Annotated in this window: 16 protein-coding genes; 12 read left to right on the forward strand and 4 right to left on the reverse strand. The window is 72.4% G+C overall.

What is annotated here, in order from left to right:
• Positions 1-64: 64 nt before the first annotated feature.
• Genes DEI97_RS09205 through DEI97_RS09235 form a run of 7 tightly spaced genes read left to right on the forward strand, consistent with a single transcriptional unit; the run spans position 65 to position 8,100 of the window.
• Complete coding sequence (locus tag DEI97_RS09205) at positions 65-1,285, forward strand: toxic anion resistance protein (protein ID WP_111073512.1); 1,221 nt, start codon at positions 65-67, stop codon at positions 1,283-1,285.
• An 18-nt stretch (positions 1,286-1,303) separates the two neighbouring features.
• Entirely contained in the window at positions 1,304-1,876 is a 573-nt protein-coding gene (locus tag DEI97_RS09210) for a hypothetical protein (protein WP_111073513.1), read from the forward strand.
• Complete coding sequence (locus tag DEI97_RS09215; RefSeq protein ID WP_111073514.1) at positions 1,873-2,433, forward strand: TerD family protein; 561 nt, start codon at positions 1,873-1,875, stop codon at positions 2,431-2,433. Before DEI97_RS09210 ends, DEI97_RS09215 begins: the two co-directional genes overlap by 4 nt.
• Positions 2,430-3,359, forward strand: a complete 930-nt coding sequence (locus DEI97_RS09220; protein WP_111073515.1) for a hypothetical protein — start codon at positions 2,430-2,432, stop codon at positions 3,357-3,359. Before DEI97_RS09215 ends, DEI97_RS09220 begins: the two co-directional genes overlap by 4 nt.
• 3 nt (positions 3,360-3,362) lie before the next feature.
• Positions 3,363-4,529 (forward strand): HpcH/HpaI aldolase/citrate lyase family protein, encoded by a 1,167-nt coding sequence (locus DEI97_RS09225; protein ID WP_111073516.1) that lies wholly within the window; start codon positions 3,363-3,365, stop codon positions 4,527-4,529.
• The gene (locus DEI97_RS09230; protein WP_181439120.1) at positions 4,526-7,282 is read left to right on the forward strand and encodes a phosphoribosyltransferase domain-containing protein; all 2,757 of its coding nucleotides are present in this window, start codon (positions 4,526-4,528) and stop codon (positions 7,280-7,282) included. Before DEI97_RS09225 ends, DEI97_RS09230 begins: the two co-directional genes overlap by 4 nt.
• Positions 7,279-8,100, forward strand: coding sequence for an HAD family hydrolase (locus DEI97_RS09235; protein ID WP_111073518.1), 822 nt, complete (start codon positions 7,279-7,281; stop codon positions 8,098-8,100). Before DEI97_RS09230 ends, DEI97_RS09235 begins: the two co-directional genes overlap by 4 nt.
• A 96-nt stretch (positions 8,101-8,196) precedes the next feature.
• On the opposite strand, the gene DEI97_RS09240 is transcribed toward DEI97_RS09235, so the two are convergent.
• The 3 genes from DEI97_RS09240 to glgA all read right to left on the reverse strand — a co-directional run bounded on the left by DEI97_RS09240 (position 8,197) and on the right by glgA (position 10,681).
• Positions 8,197-8,445, reverse strand: a complete 249-nt coding sequence (locus DEI97_RS09240) for a type B 50S ribosomal protein L31 (protein WP_071275272.1) — start codon at positions 8,443-8,445, stop codon at positions 8,197-8,199.
• A gap of 118 nt (positions 8,446-8,563) precedes the next feature.
• Complete coding sequence (locus tag DEI97_RS09245; RefSeq protein WP_111073519.1) at positions 8,564-9,346, reverse strand: ABC transporter ATP-binding protein; 783 nt, start codon at positions 9,344-9,346, stop codon at positions 8,564-8,566.
• Positions 9,347-9,484: 138 nt separating this feature from the next.
• Positions 9,485-10,681, reverse strand: a complete 1,197-nt coding sequence (gene glgA / locus DEI97_RS09250; RefSeq protein ID WP_111073520.1) for a glycogen synthase — start codon at positions 10,679-10,681, stop codon at positions 9,485-9,487.
• Positions 10,682-10,728: 47 nt separating this feature from the next.
• On the opposite strand from glgA, the gene glgC reads away from it, so the two are divergent.
• Together glgC and serB are read left to right on the forward strand one after the other, a co-directional pair.
• The gene (gene glgC / locus DEI97_RS09255; protein WP_111073521.1) at positions 10,729-11,970 is read left to right on the forward strand and encodes a glucose-1-phosphate adenylyltransferase; all 1,242 of its coding nucleotides are present in this window, start codon (positions 10,729-10,731) and stop codon (positions 11,968-11,970) included.
• A gap of 66 nt (positions 11,971-12,036) precedes the next feature.
• Complete coding sequence (gene serB, locus DEI97_RS09260) at positions 12,037-12,675, forward strand: phosphoserine phosphatase SerB (protein ID WP_111073522.1); 639 nt, start codon at positions 12,037-12,039, stop codon at positions 12,673-12,675.
• Positions 12,676-12,805: 130 nt separating this feature from the next.
• On the opposite strand, the gene fabG is transcribed toward serB, so the two are convergent.
• Positions 12,806-13,519, reverse strand: coding sequence for a 3-oxoacyl-ACP reductase FabG (fabG, locus tag DEI97_RS09265; RefSeq protein ID WP_111073523.1), 714 nt, complete (start codon positions 13,517-13,519; stop codon positions 12,806-12,808).
• Positions 13,520-13,684: 165 nt separating this feature from the next.
• Between fabG and DEI97_RS09270 the strand changes: the two genes are divergently transcribed.
• Genes DEI97_RS09270 through DEI97_RS09280 form a run of 3 tightly spaced genes read left to right on the forward strand, consistent with a single transcriptional unit; the run spans position 13,685 to position 15,458 of the window.
• Positions 13,685-14,200, forward strand: coding sequence for a DUF3099 domain-containing protein (locus DEI97_RS09270; protein ID WP_220039166.1), 516 nt, complete (start codon positions 13,685-13,687; stop codon positions 14,198-14,200).
• Complete coding sequence (locus DEI97_RS09275) at positions 14,200-14,475, forward strand: hypothetical protein (protein ID WP_111073524.1); 276 nt, start codon at positions 14,200-14,202, stop codon at positions 14,473-14,475. The genes DEI97_RS09270 and DEI97_RS09275 overlap by 1 nt, the downstream gene beginning before the upstream one ends.
• The gene (locus tag DEI97_RS09280; RefSeq protein ID WP_111073525.1) at positions 14,472-15,458 is read left to right on the forward strand and encodes an SURF1 family cytochrome oxidase biogenesis protein; all 987 of its coding nucleotides are present in this window, start codon (positions 14,472-14,474) and stop codon (positions 15,456-15,458) included. The genes DEI97_RS09275 and DEI97_RS09280 overlap by 4 nt, the downstream gene beginning before the upstream one ends.
• The last annotated feature ends 78 nt before the right edge of the window (positions 15,459-15,536 follow it).

Raw genomic sequence — 15,536 nt, forward strand, 5'->3', positions numbered from 1 at the left:
CCACCAGCACCAGCACCAGCACCAGCAGCACTCAGCAGTTCCACCTCGTCACAGGAGACCACCGATGCCCGGACCGCTCGCTCCGCCGGAGCCCACCGACCCGTCGCAGGACGCCCTCGTCCTGCGTGCCGCTGACGCCGCCGAGGTCGTCACCCCGGACGACGCTCCGGGCATGGTGCCGGTGGACGCCGACCGTCAGTCGCAGATCGCGGCCCAGGCTCGGGAGTTCGTCGAAGAGGTCGCGAACCTCGACCCGCGCTCGCCCGCGTTCACCGAGAAGGTGGACGGCATCAACGCCATCGCCGGGTCGGAGATCGCGCGGTCGGGCGGGTTCTCGTCGCGGATGCTCGAGCGGTCGCAGTCGTCCGTCGCCGGCGCCAAGCGCTCCGGTGACGACGCGCAGGTGAAGGTCGCGACGACGCTCGGCGACCTGCGCTCCACGGTCGAGGACCTCACGCCGAACCAGGCCGACCTCAGCACCGGTCGGAAGATCCTCGGCATGATCCCCGGCGGCAACAAGCTGGCGAAGTACTTCCAGCGCTACGAGTCCGCGCAGACCCAGCTCGACAAGATCATCAAGTCGCTGATGGCCGGGCAGGACGAGCTCCGCAAGGACAACGCCACGCTGGCGGACGAGAAGGTCCAGCTGTGGGAGACCATGCAGCAGCTCAGCGAGTACGCGGTCTTCGCCAAGGCGCTCGACGCGGCGACGGTCACGAAGATCGAGAGCCTGCGGAACGGCGGCCGGGTGGACGAGGCGCAGAAGCTCGAGTCCGACGTGCTCTTCCCGGTGCGCCAGCGGCACCAGGACATCCTGACCCAGCTCGCCGTGTCGGTGCAGGGCTACCTGGCGATGGACCTGGTCCGGAAGAACAACACCGAGCTCATCAAGGGCGTCGAGCGTGCCCGGACGACGACGATCGCGGCCCTCCGCACGGCCGTCGTCGTGGCGCAGGCCCTGGCGAACCAGAAGATGGTGCTCGACCAGATCGACGCCGTGAACAGCACCACGAACGCGATGATCCTGCAGACCAGCGAGATGCTGCGCGACCAGACCACGCGGATCCACGAGCAGGCGACGAACTCCGGCGTCAGCGTCGAGACCCTGCAGAAGGCCTTCGACAACGTGTTCCAGACGATGGACGCCATCGACTCCTTCCGCTCGCAGGCGGCGCAGAACATGTCCTCGACCGTCTCGGCGCTCGAGTCCGGCATCCAGCGGGCGAAGCCGTACCTCGAGCGTGCTCGTCAGACCGACGACGACCCCCGATCGGTCACGCGATGACGTCTGCGGTCGACTGCCGTGCGTGATCGCCTGCGCGCGCTGTTCGGCCGCGACGACGAGGGTCAGGAACGCCGGGTCCCCGACCCGGACGCCGAGACCCCGGCGTCGGCCGCAGCCGCTGCCGCGGCGCGCATCGACGTCCGCGGCTCCGGTGGCGCGGCCGACGACGCCGCGGCCGCGGCCGGGCTCGACGACCTGCGGACCATCGTCCGGGCGGCCGGAGCCGACCTGCCGACCGTGGTGTCGTCGCGGGTCCGCCACGTCGAGGACCTCCTCCGCGAAGCGGCGGGCACCGTGGTCGCACGCGGCGCCTCCACCGAGCAGCGGTACCTCTTCCAGGCCATCGTGAACGACTACCTGCCCACGCCCGTCCGGACCTACCGGTCGCTGCCCGCAGCGGACCGGACCCCGGAGAGCGCCGCCACGGCGACCCTCGCCGGCCAACTCGACGTCGTCGCGGAGACGGTGGAGGACATGCACGAACAGATCAGGAGCGGCGCCATCGCCGAACTCTCCTCGCACGGCCGCTTCCTCCGGGACCGCCTGGGCGACGGCGACGAGGGCCTGCGCCTGCGCGGAGCCGACTCGTGACCGGGCAGCTCGTCCCCGGGGCGAACGCCGCGCTGACCGCCGAGAACCCCGGTCTCACCGCGGTGGTCGTCGGCATCCACTGGGACCAGATCGCCAGCCGCGGGCCCTCGGCCGAACTCGTCCCGATGGCGATCGTCTGCGGTCCGGACGGCCACGTGCTCTCCGACGAGGACCTCGTCTTCTTCAACCAGCTCGAGAGCGCCGACGCGTCGGTCCGGTACCTGGACGAGTCCGACCAGGAGGAGATCGACGTCGACTTCGCATCCATCCCGGACGCCGTCGACAAGATCGTCTTCGCGGTCTACCTGGACCCCGACCCGCGGTCCCCGAAGGACCTCGGCTCGGTCCGCTCGATGTCGGTCCGCGTCTGTGCGCCGGACGGCCGCGAGCTCGTCGCGTTCCCGCTGCCGTCGGAGCGGAACCACCTGATCGATGCGGTGATCCTCGGTGAGCTGTACCGCCACCGCTCGGAGTGGAAGTTCCGTGCCGTGGGTCAGGGCTACACCACGGGTCTGACCGGCCTCCGCGCCGACCACGGCATCGGCCGCGCACGATGACGACGGGGCACCCGTTCCTCCGCCGTCGCGTCCGTCCGGCCCCGCCCGGCCAGGAGGCTCGCCCGACCGCCGCCTCGTCCGGCACCACCGCCTCGTCCGGCACCACCGCCTCGTCCGGTCTCTCGATCGACCGCTCCACGGCCCCCGTTGCGCCGCCCGCGGCATCGGCGCCCGCAGCGTCGGCCCCGGCCTCGTCGGCACCGTCGAGTTCCGGTGGTGGACTGAGCCTGTCCTTCGGCCGCGCGCCGGCACAGCCGGCACAGCCGGCACCGCAAGCGCAGCCGACCCAGCAGACGTCACCGCCCCGATCCGCCGCGACGCCCCCGAGCGGGGCAGCCCGCCCAGCCGGTCCCGGGTCCACCGCGTCCACCCAGCCACGTCCCGACCGCATCGCACGTCGGCTGGCGGAACGGGCCTCCCGGATCCGCCCCTTCCCGGCACCCGATCCGCGCGACGTCCGCGTCCTCGGCCCCGAGGACCCGGTGGTCCGCATCGACCGCCGCCGCTCCGCCGTCGGCGCCCTGCGGGTCACCGGCTCGACCAGTGCCGCGTGGGAGTCCGTCGACCACGTGGTCGGCGCGGCGACCGCTGACGGTGCGACCGCCGGGCGCTCCGCGACGACCCGCGGCAACCGGCCCCTGGTCGGCTACGACGGTCCCGACGTCCTGGTGGCCCTGCGGCACGTCCGGCAGCTCCGTCGGGCGCTCGTGATGGGCCGCGGGTCGGACCGGCTCGTCATCGGGCTGCACGACGGCACCACCCTGGCGGTCGACGCCGGCGACGCCGACACCACCACGATCCTGGCGCTCTCCGTCATCGACGGCGAACTCGAGCTCCGCGCCGAGCCGTTCCCCAGGGCGACCCACGACGGCGACGTGTTCGCTGCGTTCGGGTTCGTCCTGTCCGCCCCGACCGTCGGAGTCTGATCCGTGCGCCACTTCGCCAACATCGCCGATCAGGAACCGCTGTTCCTCCGACCGCCAGAGGACGTGACGCGGGACAGCCCGCAGGACCTCCGCGCGGTGGCCCTCGGTGCCACCCTGTACACACCGGGCATCCGGCCGGACCTGGTGCGGGACGTCCGCCGCCAAACCGAACTCGGCGCCGGCTCGATCGTGCTGTGCCTGGAGGACTCCGTCGCCGACGACGACCTCCCCACGGCCGAGGCGAACGTCGAGACCGCGCTCCGCACCCTGACCGAGGAACTCGACCCGGCGACGCTGCCGCAGCTGTTCCTCCGTGTCCGGACGCCCGAGCACTTCTCCCGGCTGCTCGACCGCTTCGGCAGCCGCGCCCTCGACGTCCTGGCCGGCATCGTCCTGCCGAAGTTCGAGAACCCGGACGGTGCCGGGGCACAGTGGTTCGAGGTGCTCGACGCCGCGAACGCAGGCCGTGCCGCCGGCGCCCGGCTGCTCGTGATGCCCATCCTCGAGTCCCCCGCGATCATGCACCGCGAGTCGCGCACCGAGGCCCTCGCCGACGTCCACGACCTGCTGCTGGAACGGCGGGACGACGTCCTGGCGGTCCGGATCGGGGCGACCGACCTGTCGAGCGTCTACGGCCTCCGGCGTCCCTCGCACCTCACCGTGTACGACGTGCAGGTGCTGGCGTCCGTGATCGGCGACGTCGTGAACGTCCTCGGCCGCGCCCGGGACGGCTTCGTCGTCGCCGGGCCGGTGTGGGAGCACTACCCGGACTCCGACCGGGTGTTCCGCACGCAGCTGCGCACCACGCCGTTCCAGGAGGCCGGGGACCTCCAGCTCCGCCGGCAGCTGCTCCTGGAGGGCTTCGACGGGCTGCTCCGCGAGGTCACCCTCGACCGCGCGAACGGCCTCACCGGCAAGACGGTCATCCACCCGCGCCACGTGCCGCTCGTGCACGCGATGTCGGTCGTCAGCGACGAGGAGTTCTCGGACGCCTCCGACGTGCTCGCCAACGCGACGGGTGGGGTCGCCGCCTCCCGGTACGGCAACAAGATGAACGAGATGAAACCGCACCACGCCTGGGCGGAGCGCACGATGCTCCGTGCCCGGGCGTTCGGTGTGGCCACCCCGGACGTGACCTACGTCGACCTGCTCGAGCGGAGCCAGCCGTGACCACGACCACCCCCACCGCAGGCCCGTCGGGGTCCGTCCTGCCGACGCCCGACGAGCTCGGCGTGGTGCTGACGGACGAGCCCACCGCCGGCGACGGGTCCACCTCCCCCGGTGTCCCGCTGGCGTCGCTCGTCCGGCTCGCCCTCCGCCGGAACCCCCGCCGCGCACACCTGCTCGTGTCGACCGTGCTCGCGAAGCACGTGCCGACCGTGCCCGCGGTCGCGCTCCTCGCCGGCGAAGCGCTGGGCGCCCGGGTCGCGGACGTCCTCGACGGCGGAGCGCGCCTCGAGGCCGGGGCGGTCGCGCGCCTCCGTGCGGTCCTCGACCTGCAGGCCGTCATCGACGTGCAGCAGGCGACGGACGCGCCGACGGATGCAGCGACCGACACGGGCAACGCGTCCGACGCCCTGCACCGGGCCGCCACGACGCTCCGCACCGACCTGGCCGCGGTCCGGCCGACCCTGCCGGACGTGCTCGTCCTCGGGTTCGCCGAGACCGCGACCGCCCTCGGTGCGACCGTCGCCGAGGCCCTCGGCGCCGGGTACCTGCACTCGACCCGCCACGACCCGCCCGGGGCGACGCCGGCCGCCGGCTTCGACGAGGCGCACTCGCACGCGACCGCGCACCGCCTGCTCCCCGCCGAGGACGACTGGCTGCCGGCCGACGGCACCGTCGTCCTGGTCGACGACGAACTGAGCACCGGGGCCACGGCCCGTGCCACGATCCGCGCCCTGCACGCCGTCGCACCGCAGCGGCAGTGGGTCGTCGCCGCCCTCGTCGACCTCCGCTCCGACGAGGACGTCGCCGCGACCGAGGCCCTGGCCACCGAACTCGGCGCGCCCGTCGCGGTCGTCGCCCTCGGACGCGGTCGCGTCGCGCTGCCCGACGGTCTCACCGACACCGCAGCCGAACTCGTCGCCGCGGTCGCCGCGCCGCTCACCACGGCGCCCGCGGACGCGGCGGCTCCCGTGGACGCGATGGCACCGGACCGTGAGCCGACGTCGGACGGGAGGCCCGTGCCGGCCCCGCCCCGTGCCTCCCGTCCCGGGGCGGTCACCGTGGTCGCCGCACCGCCCACCGCCGTCGACCGCACCGGCACCCCGGCTGCGCGTGTCCGCACCCCGCGGACCGACGTCGAAGGCATCGCCGCCGACCTCGCCCGGGTGCTCACCGACGCATCGGGCCGGGTACCGGACCGTGTCCTGGTGCTCGGCACCGAGGAGCACATGGCGACACCGCTCGCGATCGCGGACGCACTCCGCCGCCGGAGCACCGCGGACGTCCGCTCGTCGACGAGCACCCGCTCCCCCGTCGCCGTCTTCGACGACCCGGCGTGGCCGATCCGCTCCGGCATCCGGCACCGCTCCCACGACGTCACGGTGGACGGCCCGGGCGAGCGGTACGCGTACAACGTGCACGGCTTCGACGCGATCGTCGTCGTCCCCGAGCCGGGCACCGAGCGGGCCACCCTCGAGGGGCACGACGGTCTGCTCGACGTGCTCGCCGCCGTCACGCCGCGCGTGGTCCTCGTGGACAGCGCGCTCGAACCCGCCGGAGCTCCGGAGTCCGCCCCGCGCCCGCTGACGGGTCCGTCCTTCGGGTCGTACGAGCCGGACGAGGTGACCTGGCTGCTGCAGGACCTGGCCGATGCCGCCCTGGAGGCCGACACCGCCGACCGGGAGCGTGCCATCCAGCTCGAGGGCGCGAACTACGCCGAGTCGCTGCCCGTCGAGTACGTGCCGTCGGAGTCCTACGAGGAGCTGTACCGCGACGCTCTCGGACGCTCGGCGGACCGGATCGCCGAGGCGGTCGGGATCGTCACGGACCTGGTCCTCCGCGACCGGCCGAACGCGGTGCTCGTCTCCCTCGCCCGGGCCGGCACGCCGGTCGGGATCCTGATGCGCCGGTGGGCCGAGCAGCAGCGCGTGGTCCGCCTGCAGCACTACACCGCGAGCATCGTCCGCGGGGTCGGCATCGACGAGACGGCGCTCCGCTGGCTCGCGGCGCACCACGACGCGTCCCAGGTCGTCTTCGTCGACGGGTGGACCGGCAAGGGCGCCATCACCCGCGAGCTGACGGACGCACTCGACCGGTTCGCGGCCTCGGACGGGGTGCGCTTCGGCGACGAAGTCGCGGTCCTCGCCGACCCGGCCGGCTGCACCCCGCTGCACGGCACCCGGGACGACTACCTGGTGCCGTCGGCCTGCCTCAACTCCACCGTGTCCGGGCTCGTGTCCCGCACGGTGTTCAACCGGGCGTGGACCCCGGAGGGCACGCTGCACGGCGCGAAGCAGTACCGCGAGCTCGGTCCCCGTGACCACTCGCGCTCGTTCGTCGCCACCATCGCCGAGCGGTTCGCCGCCGTCCGCCCCCGGGTCGACGCGGCCCTGGCGGCCGACGCGGGTCCGGAATCACGCGCGGTCGACTGGCGCGGCATGCGGACGGTCGAGGCGATCGGCGCCGCGTACGGCATCACCGACCTGCACCTGGTGAAGCCGGGCGTCGGCGAGACCACCCGTGTGCTGCTGCGCCGTGTCCCGTGGCAGGTGCTGGTCCGGGACGCGGAGGACGTCGACATCGCGCACGTGGTCGCCCTGGCGCGCGAGCGTGGTGTGCCCGTCGTGACCCGACCCGACCTGTCCTACAGCTGCGTCGGGCTCATCCACCCGCTCGGTAGCCGGGTGTCGGACACGGGCACCGACCCGGCCGCGGACACCGGCGACACCGCTGCGACGACCGGCGCGGACGCATGAGCGCCCTCGTCGGGTTCGACCTCGACCGCACCGTCGTCTACTCCGCCGCCGCACTCATGCTCGAGGGCCCGGACGAAGCCGCACCCTCGCTCGTCGTCACCGAGGTGTACCAGGGCCTGCCGCTGTCGTTCATGACCCGTCGTGCGGAGCGTGCCCTGGAGGCCCTGGCCGAGACGTCCGTCGTGGTCCCGGTGACCACCCGGACGGTCGCCCAGTTCCAGCGCATCCGGCTGCCGCTGCCGACGACCGGATGGGCCGTGACGACGAACGGCGCGGTCGTGCTGCACGACGGCGAGCCGGACGAGGCCTGGACCGCCACCCTCCGCGACGAGATGGCGGCGACGTCCGCTCCCCTGCCCGAGGTCGAGCACCGCCTGGCCACCGCGCTGCCCGAGGGCTCGGTCCTCCGCACCCGCCGTGCCGAGGACCTCTTCGTCTACGCCATCGTCGAGCGGTCCGAGCTGCCGGACAGCGCCGTCGAGGCCTTCGCCGCCGAACTCGCCGAGCTCGGCTGGCGGGTGTCCGTGCAGGGACGCAAGCTCTACGCCGTGCCCGTGCCGATCCGGAAGGAACGAGCCCTTGCGGCCGTCGCCGAGCGGGTCGGTGCCACCCGGACGATCGCCGCCGGGGACTCGCTGCTCGACCGGGAGATGCTGGCCTGGGCGGACGTGGCGATCCGCCCGGCGCACGGCGAGCTGCACGCCGTCGGGTGGACGGCGGCGAACCTCGTCGTCACGCAGGCGCAGGGTGTCCTGGCGGGCGAGGAGCTCGTGCAGCTCGCCGCCGCCGCTGCCGCCGGGGTGCCGTCCCGGGCCTGACCGGAACGGCAGCAACACAGAACCAGCACAGACGAAGAACGGGCGGCCCTCCCGCAGGAGGACCGCCCGTTCGTACTCCCGGAGGAGCAGAGCTGCTTACTTGCTGAAGCCCTTGAAGCGCTGGTTGAACTTCTCGACGCGGCCGGCCGAGTCGAGGATGCGCTGCTTGCCCGTGTAGAACGGGTGCGAAGCGGACGAGATCTCGACGTCGATGACCGGGTAGGTCGCACCGTCGAGCTCGATGGTCTTGTCGCTGTTCGCGGTCGAACGCGTCAGGAACGTCTCACCGGAAGCCAGGTCACGGAAGACGATGGCGCGGTACTCGGGGTGGGTTTCGGTCTTCATGGGGATTCCTCGGTGGATCGCGATGACGGAAGATGGGAAGTCGTGTGGCCTACGCCAGCGGACCACGTTACCAGACGACGGCCCCGATCGGGAGCGCCCGGAGCTGTGTCGCGCCCGTTCAGACGGCGCGGGCGGTCCAGCGTCCGGCGTCCTGGGACACCGTGAGCTCGACGCCGAACGCGGTGGAGAGCGTCTCGGCGGTCAGGACGTCCGCGATCGGGCCGGCGGACTGCACGTGGCCGTCGGCGAGGACGAGCGCGTGCGTGAAGCCCGCGGGGATCTCCTCGACGTGGTGGGTGACGATGACGATCGCCGGCGAGTCCGAGCTCTGCGCGTAGCCGCCGAGGGTGCGCACCAGGCTCTCGCGGGCACCGAGGTCGAGCGACGCGGCCGGCTCGTCGAGGAACAGCACCTCGGGGTCGGTCATCACCGCGCGGGCGATCTGGACCCGCTTCTGCTCGCCGTCGCTGAGCTCGCCGAAGCTGCGCTCGGTGAAGGCCCCGAGGCCCCACTCCTCGAGCACCCGCTGGGCACGGCGGACGTCGAGTTCCTCGTACTCCTCGTTCCAGCGGCCGGTGACCGAGTACGCGGCGGTGAGGACGACGTCGATGACCTTCTCGGTCATCGGGATCCGACGCGCGAGGGCGGTCGACGCGAAGCCGATCCGGGGGCGGAGCTCGAACAGGTCGGCGCCGCCGAGTTCGGTCCCGAGGACCTCGACCTCACCGGAGGTCGGGAACGTCTGCGCCCCGGCGACCTGCAGCAGCGTGGTCTTGCCGGCACCGTTCGCGCCGAGCACCACCCAGCGCTCGTCGTCCTGCACCTCCCACGAGATCCCGTCGAGGATGGTGGACCCGTCACGGACCACGGAGACGTCTGACAAGCGCACGACCGAGGGCATGTCGCCAGCCTACGCGAGCGCGGTCCGCTCCCCCGTCAGCGCCGCGCGTGCGGTGGACGACGGGTGACGGACAGGAGGCCCGGTGCCGGTCTCGGGGACCGGCACCGGGCCTCCAGGCCGTCGGCACGTGCGACGCGGTCAGCGACCGGCGAGCACCTCGTCGTAGACCGCGCGGGTCTTCGTGGCGATGGCACCCCAGGTGAACTCGCTCTCGACGCGCAGACGACCGGCGCGCCCCATGAGCTTGGCGAGCCCGAGGTCGGCGAGCACCTCGTTGAGGGTCGCGGCGAGGTCGGCGACGTAGCGGTCGGGATCGGTCGGCGTACCGGTGCCGTCGGTCGCCTGGTCGATCGGCACGATGCGGCCGGTCAGGCCGTCGGCGACGACCTCGGGGATGCCGCCGGTCTTCGTACCGACGACGGGGATGCCGCAGGCCATGGCCTCGAGGTTCACGATGCCGAGCGGCTCGTAGATCGACGGGCAGACGAACACGGTCGCACTCGAGAGGACGTTGACGATCTCGCGGTGTTCGAGCATCCGGTCGATCCAGACGACGCCGTTGCGGCGGGTCCGCAGGTCCTCGACCAGTCCGGTGACCTCGGCGAGGATCTCGGGTGTGTCGGGGGCGCCGGCGCAGAGCACGACCTGGACGTCCTCGGGCAGGGACGCCACCGCGCGGAGCAGGTAGGGCAGCCCCTTCTGGCGCGTGATGCGGCCGACGAAGACCACGCTGGGGCGGTCCGGGTCGATGCCGAGGGCGCGGACGGCGTCGTCGTCGCGCTCGGGCTTCCAGTCGTCGATGTCGATGCCGTTGTAGACGACCTTCACCCGGGACGGGTCGATCGACGGGTAGGAGCGCAGGATGTCCGCGCGCATCGCCTTCGACACCGCGACGACGCCGTCCGCGTTGGTGAACGCCTCGCGCTCCATCCAGCTGGACAGGCGGTACCCGCCGCCGAGCTGCTCGGCCTTCCAGGGGCGGAGCGGCTCGAGGCTGTGGGCCGTGACGACGTGCGGGATGCCGTGGGTGAGCTGCGCCAGACGCCCCGCTGAATTGGCGTACCAGGTGTGCGAGTGCACGAGGTCGGCACCCTCGACGTCGGCCGCGATCTGCACGTCGGTGCCGAGAGCCTGCAGCGCACCGTTCGCCTGCTCGAGGCCCGCGGGCGTGCGGTATGCCCAGACACCCTGTTCGTCGCGGAAGCCCCCGAAGGCCCGGACACGGACGTCGGTGTCCGTCCCGGACCGCAGCGCCGCGGTCAGCTGGGCAACGTGGACACCGGCTCCGCCGTAGACCTCCGGCGGATACTCCCTGGTCAGTAGATCGACTCGCACGCGTTCAAACTAACGGGTTCCCAGTGCTGACGCCTACTGTGAGCGACATGGCAACGAAGAAGGTTTTCGGCATCGTGCTCGCTGGCGGCGAGGGCAAACGGCTCATGCCCCTCACGGCGGACCGTGCGAAGCCCGCCGTGCCGTTCGGTGGGAACTTCCGCCTCGTGGACTTCGCGCTGTCGAACCTGGTCAACTCCGGGCTGCAGCGCATCGTCGTCCTGACGCAGTACAAGTCGCACTCACTGGACCGGCACGTCTCCCTGACCTGGCGCATGGAGGGGCTGCTCGGCTCCTACGTGGCCTCCGTCCCCGCTCAGCAGCGGCTCGGCAAGCGCTGGTTCGCCGGCTCCGCCGACGCGATCCTGCAGTCCCTGAACCTGATGCGTGATGAGCGGCCCGACATCGTCGTCGTGGTCGGCGCGGACCACGTGTACCGGATGGACTTCTCCCAGATGGTGGAGGCGCACATCGCCTCGGGCCGCAGCGCCACCGTGGCGGCCATCCGCCAGCCGATCGAGCTCGCGGACCAGTTCGGCGTCATCAAGGTCGACGACGCGGACCCCACCCGGATCGAGGCGTTCCTCGAGAAGCCGAAGGACGCCACCGGCCTGCCGGACTCCCCGCACGAGGTCCTGGCGTCGATGGGCAACTACGTGTTCGACGCCGACGCCCTGGTGGACGCGGTCCTCCGCGACGGCCAGATCGAGTCGTCCGACCACGACATGGGCGGCGACATCATCCCGGACTTCGTCGCACGCGGCGACGCCGGCGTCTACGACCTGCAGCGCAACGAGGTCCCCGGCTCGAACGACCGCGACAAGTACTACTGGCGCGACGTGGGCACGATCGACTCGTTCTTCGACGCCCACATGGACCTCATCGCGCCGGTCCCGGTCTTCAACCTGTACAACCAGGACTGGCCGATCTTCAACCAGCAGACCAACCTGCCGCCGGCGAAGTTCGTGCGCGACGCCAACGGCAACACCGGCGCCACCGTGGACTCCATCGTGTCGCTCGGCTGCCTGCTCTCCGGAGCCCAGGTCGAGCGCAGCGTCATCGGTCCGTGGGCGACGATCGACTCGCAGGCGAAGGTGCTCGACTCGATCGTCTTCGAGCGCGCGACCATCGGTGCCGGCGCGATCGTGAACCGAGCGATCCTGGACAAGGACGTCGTCCTCGCACCGGGCGCCCACGTCGGTGTCGACCGCGAGGCCGACGAGGCCCGTGGGTTCACCGTCACCGACTCCGGTATCACGGTGGTCGGCAAGGGCGTCCGCGTCGACGCCTGACCCGTTCCGCTCCCCCGTCGTGACCTGACGACGTCACGGGGCACCCGACCCCGCTACCGTGGTCGGGTGCCCCGTTTCCTCGTCGTCCTCGATGCCGATTCGACCCTGCTCGAGGACGAGGTCATCGAGCTCCTCGCCGACGCGGCGGGGACCCGGCCACAGGTCCAGGCGGTGACGGAGCGCGCCATGCGCGGCGAGATCGACTTCGCCGAGAGCCTCCGGGAGCGGGTCGCGACGTTGGCGGGCCTCCCGGTCGACACGTTCGCCCGCGCGCAGCAGGCCGTCCGCGTCACCCGTGGTGCCGACGAGCTGGTGCGCGGGGTGCACGCCGCCGGCGGGACGGTCGCCGTCGTGTCGGGTGGCTTCCACGAGGTGCTCGACCCCTTCGCCGCCGGGCTCGGACTCGACCACTGCCGGGCGAACCGGCTGGAGACGCAGGACGGCGTGCTCACCGGGCGTGTCGCGGGTGTGGTCGTCGACGCGCAGGCGAAGGCGGACGCGCTCCGGTCCTGGGCGGCTGCGGACGGCGTGCCGCTCGCCCGCACGGTGGCCGTGGGTGACGGTGCCAACGACCTGGCGATGATGGCGGTCGCGGGGCTCGCCGTCGCGTTCGACGCGAAGCCGCGGGTGCGGGCGGAGGCGGACGTCGCCGTCGTCGACCGTGACCTGTCCGTCGTCCTCGCCACCCTCGGCCTGCGCGGCTGACGCGCCGCCGGCCGGCTGCGCCGCGCGCGGCGGGCCGCGGCGTGGCCGAGCCTCGGCCCCGCGGACAGTTCGCGCCTCTGAACCGACGCAAAGTGTCCGCCCAGCCGAGGCTCGGCCCGCGCTCAGTCGGTCAGTGGCCCATGCCCAGGCCGCCGTCGACCGGGATGACCGCGCCGGAGATGTAGCCCGCGCCGTCGCCCGCCAGGAAGAGCGTGGCGTCCGCGACGTCGTCCACGCTGCCGTAGCGCGCCGCCGGGATCGCCTTCTTGAACTCGGCCTGCAGCTCGTCAGACAGGGCGGCGGTCATGTCGGTCTGGATGAACCCCGGCGCGACGACGTTGGCCGTGATGCCGCGGGAGCCGAGCTCGCGCGTGATGGACCGGGCCATGCCGACCAGCGCGGCCTTGGACGAGGCGTAGTTGACCTGCCCGATCTGCCCGTACGCCCCGACGACGCTCGACATCAGGACGATGCGGCCGAACTTCGCCTTCATCATCCCCTTCGTCGCGCGCTTGACCACGCGGAAGGTGCCGGTCAGGTTCGTGTCGACGACGCTGGTGAAGTTTTCTTCCGACATCCGGAGCAGCAGCTGGTCGTTCGTGATGCCGGCGTTCGCGACCAGGACCTCGATCGGCCCGAGCGCTGCCTCGACCTCGGTGAAGGCGCGGTCGACCGACGCGGTGTCGGTGATGTCGGCCTGCACGGTGAGCGCACCCTCGGGGCCGCCCTGCCCGCTCCGCGAGGTGACGGCGACCCGGTGCCCGGCGGCGACGAAGCGGGCTGCCAGCGCGTGGCCGATGCCGCGGTTGCCGCCGGTGATGAGGACGGTACGGGGGGTGGTCATGGTCGCTCCGTTCGCTGGTGGTCGCTGGCCTGCCGGGGCCTCGCGGCTCCGGACACAGCGCCAGCGAGCCTACCGGTGCACTCCGCGACGGCCGGTCTCCGCACGACCGTCCGGATGTCGTCCCCCGGGCGTAAACTGGAGGTCGGCAGACGGAGACCCCACCGCATGAACCGCAAGAACCCGCAGGACCCGAGCGGCCCGCGCATCCAGCTCCAGCGATCGGTGCCGGAACACGTGACCGCAGAGCCGATGTCGTCGCAGAACATCACGACGCTCCCGGACAACCCGGAGATCGACCGCGCCCACCGGCTGTCCCGCTACGTGTGGCAGATGGCCTTCCGTGTCGTCTGTTTCGTCGGGGCCGTGCTGATCTGGAGCGCCTGGCACTCCTGGATCGCCGTGCTGCCGATCGTCGCCGCCGCCGTCGTCCCCTGGGTCGCGGTCGTGCTGGCGAACGCCGGCAACCGCACCGGCGGCGACGTCGTCCGACCGGGTGGTGCGGTCGAGCTGTACGACGCGGTCGACCCGCGCCTCCGCGACGAGCAGGAAGACGCACGCGCCCAGGCCTACCGGGCTGAGCAGGAGCGCCTGCGCGACCAGGCCCGGCGTGCGCAGGAGGACTGGCAGCGCAACGGTGACCGGTCGCGCGTCTGGACCGCACGGAACGGCGGCCGCCGCTGATGGGAGCGACCTTCGACCTGTTCACCGAACCCGGCGCGACGCCGGTGTGTTCGCGGGCCGGTTGTTCGTCGACGGCCGCGTGGCGGGTGAACTGGCGGAACCCCCGGATCCACGCCGAGGACCGCGTGAAGATCTGGGCGGCCTGCGACGACCACTGCGACTTCCTCGCCGACTACCTGCGGTCGCGCTCGTTCCCGGTCCGCGTGACCGGCATCGACGACGACGTGGAGCACCTCGACGACACCACCGCGCGCGTCGCGGGTGACGGGCGATGACCGAGGGCTTCGACCCCGGTTCCCGGTACGGGCGGCGCCACGCGGCACGGATCCGCCAGGCGCAGGACGGTTCCGTGACGTCGGCGGACAGCGACACCACGTCTGCCCGAGACGGCGGCCCTGCCGAGCCCTTCGTCGGCTGGCACTTCGTCCGCAGTCGCCGTTGGCTCGGCTACTTCGCCATCGCCGTCGCGTTCGCGATCATCTGCACGCTGTTCGGCATGTGGCAGTGGGACCGCCGGAACGAAGCCGTCCGCCAGAACGACCAGATCGCGGCGAACTACGACCACGCCCCGGTCCCGGTCGACCAGGTGCTCCCCCGCGCCGGCACCTGGAGCAACGACTTGACCTGGCTGCGTGCGAGCGTCACCGGCCGGTACGACACCGACCACCAGCTACTCGTCCGCAACCGCGTCCACAACGGGCAGCCCGGCTTCGAGGTCCTCGTCCCGCTGGTCACCGACGACGGGCGCGCCTTCGTCGTCGACCGCGGGTGGGTCCCCACGGGCAACAAGCAGGACGCCCCGGACAGCATCCCGGCGCCGCCGACCGGCACCGTCACCGTCGTCGTGCGTCTGCAGCAGTCCGAGCCCCGCATCCCCGGCCGCACCGACCCGGCGAACACCGACCAGGTGCAGTCCGTCACGCTGCCGGACGTCGCGGACAAGGCCGGCCACCCGATCTGGACCGGTGCGTACGGCCAACTCGACAGCGAGACACCGGCCCCGTCGGAGCGTGCGCCCCTCGGCTGGGACCGCCCCAGTGCGGACACCGGCCTGCACCTCAGCTACTTCATCCAGTGGTTCCTGTTCGCCGTCGGGGGCTTCGGGTTCCTGGCCTACGTGATGGTGCAGGAGTACCGGAACCTCAACCAGGACGACCCGGAGGAGCGCGAGCGCGCCCTCGACCGGCAGCGCCGCAAGGACGCGAAGCCGAAGTCGGACGCCGAGATCGAGGACGAGCTGCTCACGTCCCGTCGCTGACGGACCGACAGCACGCACAGACGGAACGGGAGGCCCGTGGCGGTGTCGCCACGGGCCTCCCGTTCCGTCTGTCGTGCC

The sequence above is a fragment of the Curtobacterium sp. MCLR17_032 genome, assembly GCF_003234795.2.
In the GTDB taxonomy this organism is placed as follows: Bacteria; Actinomycetota; Actinomycetes; order Actinomycetales; family Microbacteriaceae; genus Curtobacterium.